We start from the raw sequence: 15,825 nt of genomic DNA on the forward strand, positions 1-15,825 counted from the left end.
TCATCACTCCTTTTGAAGAATGGATGCGAGTTCTGGGAACCCGCGCCGAGCAATCTGGATCTCGTCCTCAGACAGCAACATATATGCCTCGCGCTCATGCGAAATCGTGACAAGCAACACATCTCCGTTGCGGCGGAGGAAGCAAGGGTCCTCCGGTGCGGCGGGATGAATCCAGCTGAACAGGCTGGCCGCTTGTTGCTTCATCCGTTCCAGAAGTCCCTCGCCAGCGGAGTACCGATAAACAGTAGCCTCGTCGGCATACAGCACTGTCCCAGGCCATTCTTTTTCCCGGGAAGAACCCAAGAGAAAAGGGCTCAAGAGGTCCAGCTGGCTCTTGATAGAATCTCCCGGATCTAGATGCGGATCCCGTACGACCAGAAGCATCGTCGGAGCCATCATACAACAAAATTCTACCAGCTGTCCGTACACGATCCCTCCTGGCTCATCCGTAAAAACGTAGCAGTCCATTTCTTTCATTCCTTGCATCGTCTTCACTTGACGGGGATGTGGTCGACCGGACCCACGTGACCGTGCGGCTTTTGTCCAGGCCCGGGTGTGGAACTCGGCGATCTCAGCGGGTGAGCCTCGGGCCCTCGCACGGCGCCGGGCGTCGTGAACCCCTTCGCACCCGCCTCCGCCTTCAGCTGCTTGTATGCTTCCATATCGGCCGGTGTGATGCCCCCAGCAGCCTTATCTTTCTTGGCCATGTCGACGAGCGCCTGCTGTTCCGACGTGAACTTCTTGGCATCGTCTCCCCGACCGCCAGCCTTAGGCACCCCGTAGGAGCAGGGCTCGCCGGAGCCGGTGCGGCAGCCGGAGCACCCGATCCGGATCCAGATCCGGACATGGCCGCGTTCAACGACGCTACACCCGCCTGAATAGTACCATAACCCTGCACGATCAGTACACCACCGGCGACCATTGCAGCTTCAGGTACCCCCGTGAGGAGAGCGGCGCCGCCGGTACCCACGGCCGCCGCTCCTCCCCCACCGCCAAGGATGACCCCTTGCCCCATCTGAACGGCGCCGGTAACGATGTTCCCCGCGGCTTTCCCGGCCAAGAAGTCCGGATCCTGGGACGGCTGTCCCGCGATGTCCGCCACGAATCCGACGGGAGTTATTGCCTGAAGGGTGCCGTACGCGACGCCAAGGGCCTGCAATCCACTGCGCTTCCACCATGGATCGCCGGGCGCTCGACCGTCCGGGTCCACCATGCCAACCGGATTATTCCAGGCATATGCATAAAGGCCGAGGTTTGCCGGACGAAACACGCCGCCGTTGACGCGCCCTGCCATGTACCGGGCGAGCACGGGATCCGGGCTCAGCCACACACTGCTCCTCGGGTCGTAGTACCGCGCCCCGAAGTAGTAGAGCCCCGTCGCCTGGTCGAGCTCCTTCCCGGTGAACACGTACGCTCGCCTGAGCTCGTACCGCGAGTCCGACGCGTCTATCCACAGCTCCCCGCTCGGGAAGTACTCGTCCCGCTGCGTCAGCGTCTGCTCGTTGTTCGACGCGAAGCTCGTGCTGCCCAGGTGGTCCGGGTGGTAGTACAGCGTCGGCGGGTCACGGAACCAGTCCGGATCCATCTTGTTCGCTATCCGCGTCTGCCCCGCATAGATGTGCTTCGTCACGAACCGCCCGTCCCGCAGCGTCAGGTGCTGGTCGTGGTACGCCGTCTCCTCCTCGCCGCTCACGTGGTGCAGGTGCACCCGCCGCTCCCCGTCGCCGTCGTACAGCATCCGCGACAGCACCTGACCGTTCTGCGTCACCCGACTGACCCGGTTCTCCTCGTTCCAGTCCGTTGCCCGCGTGTCCGAGCCACGGTACGTCCAGCCGGTCTGGTTGCTAGTGAAGCCGATTCCGATGCTCTGACGATCCCTTGTCCGGCCCAGAGGTCGACATGGATCGCTGGCCCGATCTTGGCATCTCGATAGGCGCACTCATTCCGTCCACCGAATAGCCTCAAACTCGGCAATCTAGGCAGACAGAACTCACAAACCAGTCCCATCACACCTTCTTAGCCCCTCGCCACAAGGCCTCCTCCACTCGACACAACAATTCCTCGCGACCAGGATATCGATCAATGAATCTCATAATCTGCCAAACACGAGAAAGGACACGCTCTCCAGCATGCGCATCAAACCCCGGCCGAGCTCCGCTTGCATTAAATACGACCTTCGCCGAAATCTCAAGAAGATCAACGATCGCACACTCGACAGGTGAACCTTCGATCTCGAAATTCAGGCTGGCCTGTCTGAGCTCGTGAAAAAGGTTTTCTGCCGTACCCCAAGCGCTTCTGTCACGACAGATGGTCAGCATTCTCTGCCCGAACCCCAAGAAGTCCCACCGCGCCGCAACAAGGACCGCTTCGAGTATTCCGCCGATCCACGCTGGACGTTTCTCGCTCACAATCGAGCGAAACAGTTCGGCGCCGTGTATCCTCTCCTTACCTTCGTCCATAGGATCCCTCCAGTCCGAGCACACTTTCAAGACCATATCACTTCTCCTTGGGTTGAGGCCTGAATGTAATATGTGGACGATTTGGATCTGGCACACCCTTGTACACATCGATTCCCGAATAGTTACCTCCGGCCGTCGTCTCCCCACCAGAAGTACCACGCGGAACCGAGCTCCTCGCGGAGTGCCTCTGGGCGGCGTTGCCCGACATGACATAATCCCAGTCCGACCGTGGTTTTGCCTTGCCGCTCGCTTGACTCCCCACAACGCTAATTTCCTGACGAGTCCTATTCGCGGCGTTCTGGATTCGTGCACGTACCGCCGCGGAGAGATTCTGTATTCGTGCACCACCACCGGCCGTCGGTGACGCAGGAGCAGTCGAAGCAACCGCTTTGCCGCCGGATTCATCGGTTTTTGCCGACGGTGCCTTCTGCGCCTGGCCCGACGGCTTCGCGGCCTGAGGAGCTCCCGCAGGTTGCGCTGGCGCAGCCGCTGGCTGCGCCGCTTGCGCGGGCGCGGCCGCAGGCTGCGCCGCCGGCCGAGCAGACTGCTGCTGCTGCATGACGAACCTGAACAGCAGCCGGCGCATTCCGTCCCCGAGACCGCGAGACGTGCGACCCGCCGCCGCAGCGCCAGCGTTCATCCGCTGCAGCATCTGCTCCTGGTGGAACTTTTGCCCCGCCGGCCCGTTGAAGCAGCTCGGGTGCCGGCACCCATTGGCCCCCGGAGGGAAGTTCCGATGCGCCCCCTGCGCGCTCCTCCCATCCGGGTCGACCAGGTTCACCGGGTTCTTCAGGGTGTAGCTGTACAGCCCCAGGTTCCCCGGGTTGAACACCCCTCCGCTCGTCCCTCCCTCCATGTACTCGTCCAGGATCGGATCCGGGCTCAGCCACACACTGCTCCTCGGGTCGTAGTACCGCGCCCCGAAGTAGTAGAGCCCCGTCGCCTGGTCGAGCTCCTTCCCCGTGAACACGTACGCTCGCCTCAGCTCGTACCGCGAGTCCGACGCGTCGATCCATAGCTCCCCGCTCGGGAAGTACTCGTCCCGCTGCGTCAGCGTCTGCTCGTTGTTCGACGCGAAGCTCGTGCTGCCCAGGTGGTCCGGGTGGTAGTACAGCGTCGGCGGGTCACGGAACCAGTCCGGATCCATCTTGCTCGCTATCCGCGTCTGCCCCGCATAGATGTGCTTGGTGACGAACCGCCCGTCCCGCAGCGTCAGGTGCTGGTCGTGGTACGCCGTCTCCTCCTCGCCGCTCACGTGGTGCAGGTGCACCCGCCGCTCGCCGTCGCCGTCGTACAGCATCCGCGACTTCAACTGCTGGTTCTGGCTCACCCGGCTGACGCGGTTCTCCTCGTTCCACTCCGTCGCACGCGTGCCCGAGCCAGGGTAAGCCCAGCCCGTCTGGTTGCCGCTCGCATCGTAACTGATGACCCGCGGCCACGGCATCGACTCCGCCACGAGGTGCTCCTCAATGCGCCTCGGCGCGTGCGGCTGCGGGCCCGTGTACCGGTACTCCGACCGGTACGTCTGCTCCTGGATCGCATGATCCTCGCGCCACCCGTCGCACCCAGCCGGAACCGGCTCGGGGCACGTTCGCGGCACGTACCGGTAGCTCGCCTGGTCCTTGGTCAGGATGTTGCCAATCTCGTCGTACGAGAACGACAGCCGGTACCGGTACTGCCAGTCTCTCCGGTCCTGGTACGTCCCGCGCGCCAAGATCAGCTGGTACAGATCGTCGTACCCGTACTCCTGCGTCGTCGGCCCCACCAGCACCGAGCCCGGCATGTCCTGCTCGTACGGCACCTCGTTCCGCACGCGCTCCAGGTTGCCCGCCACGTCGTACTCGTACCGCATCCGCTGGGACGCCCTCGACGGCCGCCCGCGCTCCACGAGGTACCTGTCGCGGTGGTCCGCGTTGCTCTCCCGAAGCCGCCGCGACTTCTCGTAATACCTGTACGTGGGCGCGATCCCGTTGCCGTGCGCCACCCTCACCCGCTGCTCGAGCTCGTCGTACCCGATGTGCTGCAGGTACTGTGTCACCGCAGGCTCGTCCGGGTGCTGCGGGTTCGTCTGCGTGTTCGTTCCCACCGCCGACCGGGCCAGGCCCCCTCGGTCGTAGCCGTACGTCACCACCTCCGCACCGGAGCCAGGGAACTTCAGCGACAGCAGCCGCCCGGACCCGTCGAAGTCATCACCTCGCCCATCGGAGAGCAATCGATCGGCCAACATCGAAGTCAGTCAGAATGGACGCACTTCGCATTTAGCTCCTCCAGCCAGCTAGAGAGCAGTCTCTGTACTCCCTCGAACGAAGCGGCAACACGGACCCGCTCGAAGTACCACAATACCCTCTCTCGAAGGCCACGATCAGCCCTACACGAGAGGCCTAAAAGATCAACACAAAACGCGCACTCGTCAGCATCTACCGCACGCTCGATTATATCGACATAGATCGGCAAGCCCCTAGCGATTTCTCGCTGACATCGTTGCACAATATCCACCTCACCAAGCTCGATCTCGCGCGCCGCTGCTTCTCCGCTACCGATTTGAACGAGGAGCTCCAACACATGCCGACGAGCAACCTCAGTGCATCGCAGAAGAACACCTAACAAGCATGGCACAGCAGCAAGGGCTGCCTGGTAGACCTGTCCCTGCACGACAATCGTGTTATCGATCTTCCAGTATGCAGCTAGCGCCTCCGACTCCGTGACGGCAAGCTGAAGCTCTCGCAGGGCAAGCGGCATCTGAGATGCACTACCTTCAGCACGTAGATTTGACCAATCATAGCGCTCGATTTCCCATATCATGTCATTTACCTTGATCACTCTTGAATTGGGTTCCCGGTGGAAACGCGCCGCGACCATATCGAGCTTCACAATTTGTACATACTGGAACCTGCTTGTATGGAGCTCCGCCAGGGCGTGGACGCACAGCTTCCGTGAATTGCACTTTGCCTGGATCTTTTCCAAGTGCCTCGACAACACGCTGTTCGGCGCAGAGGCCGCCTCCTGAGCATCCTACTGCGACTTTTCCCGTTTCTTTATTGTACCCGCCGGTGACTGCCGCCGGCCGGGCAGGTGAGCGCAGGTCTCCAACCTGCGCGGCCTTCCCGTCACGTGCAGCTCTTGCCTTGTCTACAAGCTTCACACTGGAGGCTTGCCGAGATTCCGTCGAAGCACTGGCACCCGCGGACTTCGTCGATTGCGCCGTCTTCGCCGCCGGCGCAGGCTGCGCCGCTTTCGCCGGCTGTGCGGCCTGCGGCGGCTGCGCGGGCGCGGCGGCTGGCTGCGCCGTCGGCCGAGCAGTCTGCTGCTGCATGACGAACCTGAACAGCAGCCGGCGCATGCCGTCCCCGATACCGCGAGACGTGCGACCCGCCGCCGCAGCGCCAGCGTTCATCCGCTGCAGCATCTGCTCCTGATGGAACTTTTGCCCCGCCGGCCCGTTGAAGCAGCTCGGGTGCCGGCAACCATTGGCCCCGGGAGGGAAGTTCCGGTGCGCCCCTTGCGCGCTCCGCCCATCCGGGTCGACGAGGTTCACCGGGTTGTTCAGCGTGTAGCTGTACAGCCCGAGGTTCCCCGGGTTGAACACCCCTCCGCTCGGCCCTCCGTCCATGTACTCATCCAGGATCGGATCCGGGCTCAGCCACACACTGCTCCTCGGGTCGTAGTACCGCGCCCCGAAGTAGTACAGCCCCGTCGCCTGGTCGAGCTCCTTCCCCGTGAACACGTACGCTCGCCTCAGCTCGTACCGCGAGTCCGACGCGTCGATCCACAGCTCCCCGCTCGGGAAGTACTCGTCCCGCTGCGTCAGCGTCTGCTCGTTGTTCGACGCGAAGCTCGTGCTGCCCAGGTGGTCCGGGTGGTAGTACAGCGTCGGCGGGTCACGGAACCAGTCCGGATCCATCTTGCTCGCTATCCGCGTCTGCCCCGCGTAGATGTGCTTGGTGACGAACCGCCCGTCCCGCAGCGTCAGGTGCTGGTCGTGGTACGCCGTCTCCTCCTCGCCGCTCACGTGGTGCAGGTGCACCCGCCGCTCGCCGTCGCCGTCGTACAGCATCCGCGACTTCAACTGCTGGTTCTGGCTCACCCGGCTGACGCGGTTCTCCTCGTTCCACTCCGTCGCACGCGTGCCCGAGCCAGGGTACGTCCAGCCCGTCTGGTTGCCGCTCGCGTCGTAGCTGATCACCCGCGACCACGGGGCCGACTCCGCCACGAGCTGCTCGTCGATCTGCCTCGGCGCGTGCGGCTGCGGCCCCGTGTACCGGTACTCCGACCGGTACGTCTGCTCCCGGATCGCATGGTCCTCCCGCCATCCGTCGCACCCACCCGGCGTGGGGCACGTTTGCGGCACGTACCGGTAGCTCGCCTGGTCCTTCGTCAGGATGTTGCCAATCTCGTCGTACGCGAACGACAGCCGGTACCGGTACTGCCAGTCTCTCCGGTCCTGGTACGTCCCGCTCGCCGAGATCAGCTGGTACAGATCGTCGTACCCGTAGTCGTGCGTCGTCGGCCCCACCAGCACCGAGCCCGGCATGTCCTGCTCGTACGGCACCTCGTTCCGCACCCGCTCCAGGTTGCCCGCCACGTCGTACTCGTACCGCATCCGCTGGAACGCCCTCGCCGGCCGCCCGCGCTCCACGAGGTACCTGTCGCGGTGGTCCGCGTTGATCTCCTGAAGCCGCCGCGACTTCTCGTAATACCTGTACGTGGTCGCGATCCCGTTGCCGTGCACCACCCTCACCCGCTGCTCGAACTCGTCGTACCCGATGTGCAGCAGGTACTGCGTCACCGGCGGCTCGTCCGGGTGCTGCGGGTTGATCTGCGTGTTCGTTCCCACCGCCGACCGCACAAGGCCCCCTCGGTCGTAGCCATACGTCACCACCTCCGCACCGGAGCCAGGGAACTTCAGCGACAGCAGCCGCCCGAACGCGTCGAAGTCGTACTCCATCGTCGCCTGGTACGGCCCCCGGTGCGGCTCCCTCAGCCGCGGGAACTCCGTCGTCAGCTTCGCCACGTTCCCCAGCCGGTCATACCAGAACGTCCTCTTCCCCGCCTCGCTCTGCTCCTCCACCAGCCGCCCGGCCCGGTTGCCGTGCTCGTCGCCCGCCTCGCCCGGCGCGCCGTACACATACGTCACATCCGTCGAGTCCGGGTAGTTCACCCGCGTGAGTCGGTTGAAGTCGTACTCGTACCGGATCAGCTTGCTCGCGCCTTCCGCCAAGAGCTTCGCCGTCTGCCGCGCCCCGACGTTGCCCGACCGGTCGTAACGCCACTCCGTGCGCCCCATGTCCGGGCTCGTCAGCGTCACCATCCGCCCCAGCGTGTCGTACGCCGCCGTCGTCACGTTCCCGCGCGTGTCCATCACCCGCACGAGCTCGTCGACCGCGTTGTACCCGTACCGCGTCATCAGGGTGGTCCACGCCTCCGACCCGCGCAGCCGATTGCGCTCCTCGACCGCCACGATCGCGTTGTCCACGTCCTGGTACGCCTTGCGCACCTTCCCCTTCGGGTCGACCTCCGTCGCCACGAACATCGCCACGCCATCGAGCTCGTCGATATCGTAGCTCGTCGTCGTCACCGCCTCGCCGGCCTCGGCCTCCTCGTCCGGCTCCCTTCGCTCGACGACGCGCGAGAGCACGTCGTACTCGAACGTCGTCGGGTGCTTCAGCGCCACGTCCACGAACGCCGTCGCCTCGCCCGTCGCGAACACCGGCTGCCCCTGCTGCCAGACGCGGCCCCGCTCGTCCAGCACCACCCGGCCGCTCACGCTCATGCCCACGACCGGGGCGCCCCCGGTCCCTAAATCCTTCTCCAGGTCCTTCTTCGTCTGGATCACCCGGTCCAGCCCGTCGACGAACGTCACCGTGTCGATCGGATCCCCCGGGTGCTGCACGTCCTTGTGCCGCGTCCGCGCCCACGCCGGCATGGCGACGCTCTCCCCCGGCTGGAGCGCATACTCGAACGCGATCGTCGCCTCCGCCGCCGTCAGCGGGTCGTCCGGACCGAACACCGCCCGCAGCCGCCCGAACGCGTCGAAGTCGTAGTGGACCTCATGGCCGTTGACGTCCCGCACCGCGCTCACCGCGCCGTAGCGGTAGTCCGACCACGTCTCCGAGAAGTAACCGAACGAGTCGTCCACCCGGGAGAGGTACGTCTCCGCCACATCGTCGTACTCGTACGTCAGCATGAAGCCCCGCGGCTCGATCGCCCGCTCCAGGTTGCCGTACGCGTCGTGCGTGAACTCCCATCTTGGATTCGTCGACGCGTCTCCCGTGTACGGCGCGCCCGTCGCCGGATCCTTGCCGCCGATCACCGTGCTCGTGATCCACTCCACCGCTCCGGTCACCTCGTTGTACCCGGCGGTGCGCTCGCGCAGCAGCGTCCCCGCGCTGTCGCGCACCTCGACGCTGTCCGCCCGCACGATGTGCGGTCCGTCGTACGTCACGTGATGGATCGTGGTCGTGACGTCGTCCTCCGGCGTGCCTGGCTCGCCGTGCTCGATCACCTCGATGAGGTTGCCGCGGTCGTCCCAGTCCCGCTCCTCGCTCGTCTGCTTGCCGGGCGCGCTCGGGTCCGTCGTCTTGCCCTCGTACCACGACATCGTCCGCAGCTCTTCCCTGGGGAAGAACGAGCCCGTCAGCGCCGGCTGCGCCCCGGGCGCCCGGTACACCACCTCTTGCCGGCTGAACAGCCGCCCCTCGGCGTCCTGCTCGATCACCTCGGCCACGAGCCCGCGCCGGTAATAGTCCTGATTGTGGTACCGCGTCACGATCTGCGAGCCGTCCTCCCGCGTCGCCGTCACCTGCGCGAAGCCGTAGTCCTCGCGCTCCGCCCGGTCGTAGAACCCGCTCTGGTGGTAATCGAACGTGTGCACGTAGGCGGGCGTGCCCATCCCGTCCTCCACCTCCACCCGCGACAGCACCCACTTGCTGCGGGGCATGTCCACGCTCAGCTCGTCCGGGCTGCTCGCATACGCCACCTTGTTGCCCTCACGCGCATAGTCCAGCCGGATGCTGCCGCCTAGCGGACGCACCACGCGCGACAGCCGGTTGGTCTTGCCCGTCAGGTTCAGCCGCGCCCGCAGCGCCGTGTCGCTCTCGCGCAGCATCCCCTCGCCCAGCTTCAGCACGTGATCCGCCGTCCCGTCGCCGTCCAGGTCCTCCCATGCGAGCTCGCTCCGCCCGTCGCTCAAGCCGAGCTGCGCCGCGATCTCGAGCACGATGCACACGTACGGCGTCGGGATCTTGATCGGCACGCCATACCCCGCGTTGAACGCCGTCGTCTCCGAGAACGACAGCGCGTCATTGCTGCCGTTGATCTCCTTCGTGAACTCCTTCTCCAGCACGACCCCCCACGGCAGCCCGCCGCTCACCGCCGGCGCGCTCCACCTCTCCTCGGGCCCGAAGCGGTCACCGAGGTTGAGCCGGACCCGGTAATAGCCCTGTCCAGGCTGCTTGATCACCCGGTCGGGCAGCCTGTCGCCGTTCAGGTCCACGAAGTCGACGAGCGTCCGGCTCACCGTGTGCGCGATGCCGCCGCCGATCCCCGCATAACCCACCTGCAGGCTGTTCGTCGTGTTGTCCTGCACCCGCACCGTCTTGAGCTGCTCCGGAGACCAGACCCGGCTCAGCGCGGTCAGCGGATCCCCGTCGACCTCCGGCAGCGGCTCGAACGGATCGCCGCTCGGATCGATCGCCGCCCAGGCGCGCTCGTCCCCGAAGCGGTAGCCGAGGTTCAGCTGCACATGGAGCACGCCACCCGCGCTCCTCACCTTGTCCGGAAGCCCATCGCCGTTCACGTCGAGCAGGTCCTTCGTCGTCTGCGACGTGCCCCAGCTCTTGCCGAGCGAGGGCAGCACGCTGAGCACCTCCTTGGTCTCGGCGCTCGCCTCGATCTTCTCAGCGACCGCCGACGCCGCGGATCCGAAGCCGAACCCGAACCGCGCGCTCATGGTCTCGATGACCCGGATGTCCCCCGGCCCACCGACGGTCAGGGCGCCATACTGCCCCGGCTGCTGCCCGTCGCACCGGCCGCCGCTGCCGCACGTCTGGATGCGCACGCCGCCCTGCGTGACGGCATCGGGCCGCCCATCGCCGTTGACATCGACGAGCTCCAGCTTCGACTCGGTGGTCCCGGTCGTCACCTGGAACGACCCGATGAGCGCGAGCTCCGCCGAGCCCGAGCCGTTGTGGCTCTTCCTCAGCCCGGGGACATTGGCCACGTCCTCCGGCCGGACGCCGCCGACGCGCGACGGCTTGAGCTCCCCGGCCCGGATGTACATGTCCGCGCCCGACCCCCGGAACACCGGGCCGCTGACGCTGCCCACGAGAGGGAACCCGGCGTCCCCGGGCGACCAGCTCGCGTGGTACCCCTCCCAGTGCGGCTCGACGCGCGTGAAGTAAGGCGGCCTGTTCGCCTCCGGCCTCCGGCGGAGCTGGTTCTCGTCGAACGGGTACTCCGTCGTCCACTCGCCATAGCTGAAGCCGCGGAACCCGCCCACCATGCGGGCTTCCAGCTTCCCATCCGGGATCGCTCGAGCGTTCACCGCGGGCACGTCCAGCACCGTCCCCGTCTCGTTGAACACGAGCTGCGGGAGCCACGACACCGACGCTCCGGGATCCGACAGCGATGTGTCCATGTCCGCTGCGCTCTCGAAGAACTTCGTGAAGGCGAGCTCCTCGCCCTCCGTCACCGGGAACACCACCGGATCGCTCGGGCCAGGCACGCTCCTGGCCGGCGAGATCGCCTCCGCTCCGAGCAGCTCCCGGAACAGCCGCTCGCTCCCGCGATCCACCCGCAGGGTCACCGGCCCCTCCGTCTCTTGCTTCGAGGCGGAGCCGAGCAGGCTGACCGGCCCGCTCTCGGGCATGGCCACCCGCGACAGCGAGAGCGCCGTCCCGCCGGTCGTGCTGTCGCTCAGCTGCACGGGCGCCAGGATCGACTCCTCGGGCACCGAGATCGGCCCGCCGTCGCCGGGCAACGCTTCGAGCCCGCAAACCCTCTTTCCGGACGGAGCACCGGACCTGGGCGCGCACTCCCCTACGGCGCGGCAGCTCCCCGGATCCGCGTCGTGGCCGCACACCTCGGTGTACCGGGCAAACCCCTGGTACTGCACGCGCGACGGGTGGACCACGTTCTCGCCGAGCTCGGCATACAGGAACAGGAGGTCGCCCTGGAGCACGGACACCGGCCACGCGATCTCGGTGCTGAGCTGCGCGCCCGACACCCTGGTCCGATGGAGCTCGACGCTCTGCCCCGAGTCGACGTCCTGGCGCACGAGCCGCACATCGAACGCATCGAGCGCGTCGGTCCGGACGAAGCTCGCCTGCACCGTGACCTGCCCGTCCGCCCCCGCGGCCCAGCCCGGCACGCTCCGGTCGAGCACGGAGAAGTCGTCCGCGAAGGTATAGGTATACATCGGACGCCTGAGCGCGTCGGGGCGCCCTATTTCGCGCGGAAGCAACGGCCGGCAGGAGTCCGACAGGCAGAGCTCCGCATAGCGGATGCGCGGGTTCCAGCGCGTGATGTCGCCCTCGATGTCCTCCTTCGGGTCCACGCGGAAAAAGAGCGCATCCGTCGGACGGACGCGGACGCGGACGCCGCTCCCGCACCCCCCGTCGCCCTCGGGGACACACGCAGCATCGCTCGGCCCGATGTCCCTCTGCCAGAGCGGCTGGTGGTCGCGGTGGAACTTGTCACTCGCCCGCGGCGCCGGCGTCGTCTTCGTGATCGACGCCATCACCCCGTCTCCCGCGCCGCCCCCGGCCAGCGACACGCCCCCGTCGATGACGACGATACCGTCGATCGGCGGCGTCCATTTCACCAGCGCGCTGGTCCGGTAGAACGCGTTGCGGAGCGCCTCGACCTGCTCGCCATCGCTGAAATCCTCGTCGATCGTGAACCCGGCGCCGCGGGCGCCCGGCCCCAGCCGCGCGTTGTTCGGGTTCAGCGTCGCCCCGCTCCCATCCAGCAGCTCCGGGAAGCCATCCCCGTTGATGTCGAGCAGCAGGCTCTGCGCGGTCGCGGTGCTCCAGGCGCGGTTGAGACCAAGACCTCCGAGCTCCTGGAACAGGTGCATCGCCCCCTGCAGGCCGGCCGTGATCTGGTGCGTGCTGCCCACGCTCTCCGGCGAGAACGCGTTTCCGCTCGACCGATCCGGGAGCGAGTTCAGCCAGACGCCGTTGCTGCCCACGAAATCCGGGAGCCCGTCGCCGTTGATGTCCGTGAACGCGACGTCCTCGTCGTCCGCCCCGAACGAGACGGAGACCCCCAGCCCAACGTGCGGATCACACACCGTCGGCCCCACGCCGACGAACGCGCTGAGCCCCCCTTCGACCGAGCTCGTGGCCCCGAGGCCATCGCGCCCTTCCGCAGGGCGGCTCCACTCGGTCGGCGCCGAGAACACCTGGAGCTCGCCGCCCTCTTGCTGGAGGCTGAAGTACTCGAAGCTGTGCTCGTAGAGCGGCTCCTCACCGCCGTTTCCGTGGACAGCGATGCTCTTCAACAGCGACTTGTGATGGTGCCGCGGGTCCGGCGCGTCGTACGCGAAATGATAGCTCCGGATGATCTCCTCGGCATCGGGCGCCTGGCCCATGGTCACGTCGACGCGCGTGAGCCTCCGCGTCGTCCGCACCTCGAAGCCGGTGCGCGCCGAGCTCACGACGTCTCTCCGCTGCGCTCCGTCGTCCACGGAGAAGACCACGTGATAGTGCGCTCCGGGGACGCCGCTCGTGTGCTCCGTGTAATCGATCCGCTGCGGATAGAGCTGCACCCAGTCCTCGCCCTCGGGCGCGTCCTCGAAGTACGAGATCCGCATCCGGTTGCCGAACGTGTCTTCCACCCGCTCCAGGTTCCAGCGGAAGATCCCGGCCTCGCCAGACCGGTCCGCAAGGCGCGCGCCCGCGCTCTCGCCGTAGGTATACCGGGTGCCGTCCTTGTCGGTGACCACCCAGTGAAAGCTCCCGGGATCGGCCCCGAGGCGCTCGATGCGATCGAACGCGCCCTCGACGCGCCGCTCGTACCTGCCCGGCTGATCGGGGATGGCCCGCAGCATCTGGCCGTCGAGCGTGTAGAGCTCGTCGCCCGTGTACCGCGGCACGCCGAACCGCGTGTCGATCTCGATCGCCGAGAAGCGCAGATCCCACCCCACGCCGAGCCAGCCATTGCCCAGCTCGCTCTCGTACGTGACCGCCAGATCCGGCGCGATGCCGTGCCTGCCCGGCGGCACCTCGATCGGGAACGACAGCTGCGCCGTGCCCTGGCCGTTCGCCTCCGGCGGCTCGATGAACGACACGCCCGCGGACGGGCTCGCGAGCTGGATCCCCTTCATCGCGTTGGGATCGAACGACTGCGCCCCCGGCTGATCCGGCATGGAGATCGCCGCGTTGACGAAATCGGTGAAGTGGTCCGTCAAGCTCGTGAGCTCCCGGGCCCCGCCTTCCTCGACACGCCCGAGCTTCGTCCATCGCTGGACCGCCTCGTCGAAGTAGAAGCCGAAGATCTCCCTGGCCCTGGCGCCGCTCGGGATCGCCGCGGCGTCGACAGGCAACGTCAGCTTCACGGGCTTCCTGAACTTGAGCCCGTGCGGCCCAAAGCGGAACGCGCGCCCCTCGGGCGTCACATTGCGCATCGCGCGCCCCATCGGCTGCACCTGGACGGGCATCAGCGGGCGGATCGTGATGCGCGTCGTCTCTTCCAGCGCGTCAGGCGGGATATCGAGCGTGGCGCCCGCGAACGAGAGCACCGCGCCCTTGTCCGGGCTCACCACCGCGCCATAGGGCGCGCCGTGGTCCACGACGAGCCCGCTCGGCGCGGCGCCCGCGGCGCACGGACCGAGCTCTAGCTCGCGACCGAGGCGCGTGCCGTCCTCGAGCCGCGCCTCGAGGCGCGCCGTCCACGTCCGGTGACTCGCCCCCTCGGGCTCCGGGAGCGTGAGCTCGAAGCTGCCGTCGTCGCCCAGCGCAACCGGCTCCGCGCCGGCGAACAGCCGTGCTCGCGACGCGTCTTCGCCGGCCAGATCGAGGAACCCGCGCACATGGGCTCTTCCCTCGGCGCACTCGCCATGCAGCGGCGTGCTCAGTGAGATCCGCCGCGCGCGGGACGGGATGGGGCTCGCCACCACGGCCACGTCCGACACCTCGGCGTGGCTCCCCTTCGCCCGCGCGATCTGCACGGAGGCCGCCCCCGGCCATGTCGCTGACTCCGGTAGATCGAACCGGTGCCAGCCCGGCGGCAGGTCTTTCAGGTCGAAGCGAAGCCCCTCCGCTCCTTCGCTGGGCGCGATCTGGAGCTCCCCGGCGCCCGCGCTGGTCAGCTGGAAGAGGAGCGCGTGCGGCGCCACACGCGCGCCGAAATCGAGGCTCAGCGCCTCCGTGCGAGGCGCGCGCTCGCCGCCGGCCGGCCGGGCGCGCGCCTCGGCAGCGGAGCGCGCCTCGATCACACCGGCGTGCGGGATCCCGACCACCCGGAGCGCGCTCACGGTGAATCCGTGCTCCTGCTCCGCGGAGGGCCGGAACCGCACCACGTTCTCGCCGCGCCTCAGCCACGCGGGCGCGATCTCCTCGACTTGCAGACCTCCGGTCGCCGGCGCTGCCGCCGGGGAGCCGCCGCGCGGCGCCGTGCCGTTGATCTGCCGGCTCACGCTCGACCAGTGCCCGCGGCCCTCCAGCTGGTAGACGAGGAACGCGCGCGCGAGCGCCCGTGGATCGGTGTCCACGTGGAGCGACAGCGATTGCTCGCCGCCCGTGCGCGTCACGGTGGCCCGCTCGGACGTCGCAGCGAACTGGTAAGCCCCGGCGAGCCGCCCCGCGAGCACGCGATCGGCGAGCTCCACCTCCGAGAGGCCGCGCGTGGGCGCGCCGGCGGTCCAGAACAGGATCTCCTGCGGCCCGCGCTCGCCCGAAGGGAGCCACTCGACGACGACGTGCTGGGCCGTGACCGCCATGGGAAGGCGCGTCCAGCGCTCGCCCGTGTCGTGGAGCGGCACGTCGACGAGGCCGGAGACGGCCTGAAGCTCTGCGCCGTCCTCCGCACGGACCGTGAGCGCGCCCTCGCTGCGCCCGTACAGCGAGAGCGCCTCGAGCGCGGTCGGCTGCGGAAACGAGACCCGGATCCGCACCTTCTCCCCGGTCTCGCTGCGAAGCCCCGTATCGCCGCGGCCGTCGAACAGGACCCACGGGTCCGCCCCCGGGCCGGCGCCATCGGCGCGAACGTCCGCTGGCAAGGCCACCATCGGGACCACGGCGAGGCCGCCGGGGCCGCCGGCGGGGTCTGCCGCGCTCGCGAGCACGGCGGCGTCCCCGGCGAGCGCTGCCGCGAGCTCGGCGCCGCCGCGAGCGCCGGTGAGCCGCGCGCGCAAGGGATCGCCTAT

Annotated in this window: 6 protein-coding genes; all 6 read right to left on the bottom strand. The window is 67.4% G+C overall.

Annotated features, from left to right (window positions below; genetic code table 11):
* Window positions 1-3: 3 nt before the first annotated feature.
* Complete coding sequence (locus WME73_RS38645; protein ID WP_437912843.1) at window positions 4-495, bottom strand: hypothetical protein; 492 nt, start codon at window positions 493-495, stop codon at window positions 4-6.
* A gap of 145 nt (window positions 496-640) precedes the next feature.
* Complete coding sequence (locus tag WME73_RS38650; RefSeq protein ID WP_437912844.1) at window positions 641-1,738, bottom strand: RHS repeat-associated core domain-containing protein; 1,098 nt, start codon at window positions 1,736-1,738, stop codon at window positions 641-643.
* Between the two features lie 268 nt (window positions 1,739-2,006).
* Window positions 2,007-2,459 carry a hypothetical protein gene (locus WME73_RS38655; protein WP_437912845.1) on the bottom strand — a complete coding sequence of 151 codons (453 nt, stop codon included), beginning with the start codon at window positions 2,457-2,459 and terminating at the stop codon, window positions 2,007-2,009.
* A gap of 37 nt (window positions 2,460-2,496) precedes the next feature.
* Window positions 2,497-4,686 carry an RHS repeat domain-containing protein gene (locus WME73_RS38660; RefSeq protein ID WP_437912846.1) on the bottom strand — a complete coding sequence of 730 codons (2,190 nt, stop codon included), beginning with the start codon at window positions 4,684-4,686 and terminating at the stop codon, window positions 2,497-2,499.
* Window positions 4,687-4,691: 5 nt separating this feature from the next.
* Window positions 4,692-5,198: a hypothetical protein gene (locus WME73_RS38665; protein ID WP_437912847.1), complete on the bottom strand. Its 507-nt coding sequence runs from the start codon at window positions 5,196-5,198 to the stop codon at window positions 4,692-4,694.
* 64 nt (window positions 5,199-5,262) lie between these two features.
* A complete protein-coding gene (locus WME73_RS38670) occupies window positions 5,263-15,813 on the bottom strand; it encodes a SpvB/TcaC N-terminal domain-containing protein (RefSeq protein WP_437912848.1) in 10,551 nt (3,516 codons plus the stop codon).
* Window positions 15,814-15,825: the final 12 nt, after the last annotated feature.

The sequence above is a fragment of the Sorangium sp. So ce302 genome, assembly GCF_051530145.1.
GTDB lineage: Bacteria > Myxococcota_A > Polyangia > Polyangiales > Polyangiaceae > Sorangium > Sorangium cellulosum_B.

Bases quoted from the DNA above. Each gene is read 5' to 3' on its own strand.
- WME73_RS38650 (WP_437912844.1), bottom strand. From the start codon at position 1,738: ATGCTGTACGACGGCGACGGGGAGCGGCGGGTGCACCTGCACCACGTG.
- WME73_RS38655 (WP_437912845.1), bottom strand. From the start codon at position 2,459: ATGGACGAAGGTAAGGAGAGGATACACGGCGCCGAACTGTTTCGCTCG.
- WME73_RS38660 (WP_437912846.1), bottom strand. From the start codon at position 4,686: ATGTTGGCCGATCGATTGCTCTCCGATGGGCGAGGTGATGACTTCGAC.
- WME73_RS38665 (WP_437912847.1), bottom strand. From the start codon at position 5,198: ATGCCGCTTGCCCTGCGAGAGCTTCAGCTTGCCGTCACGGAGTCGGAG.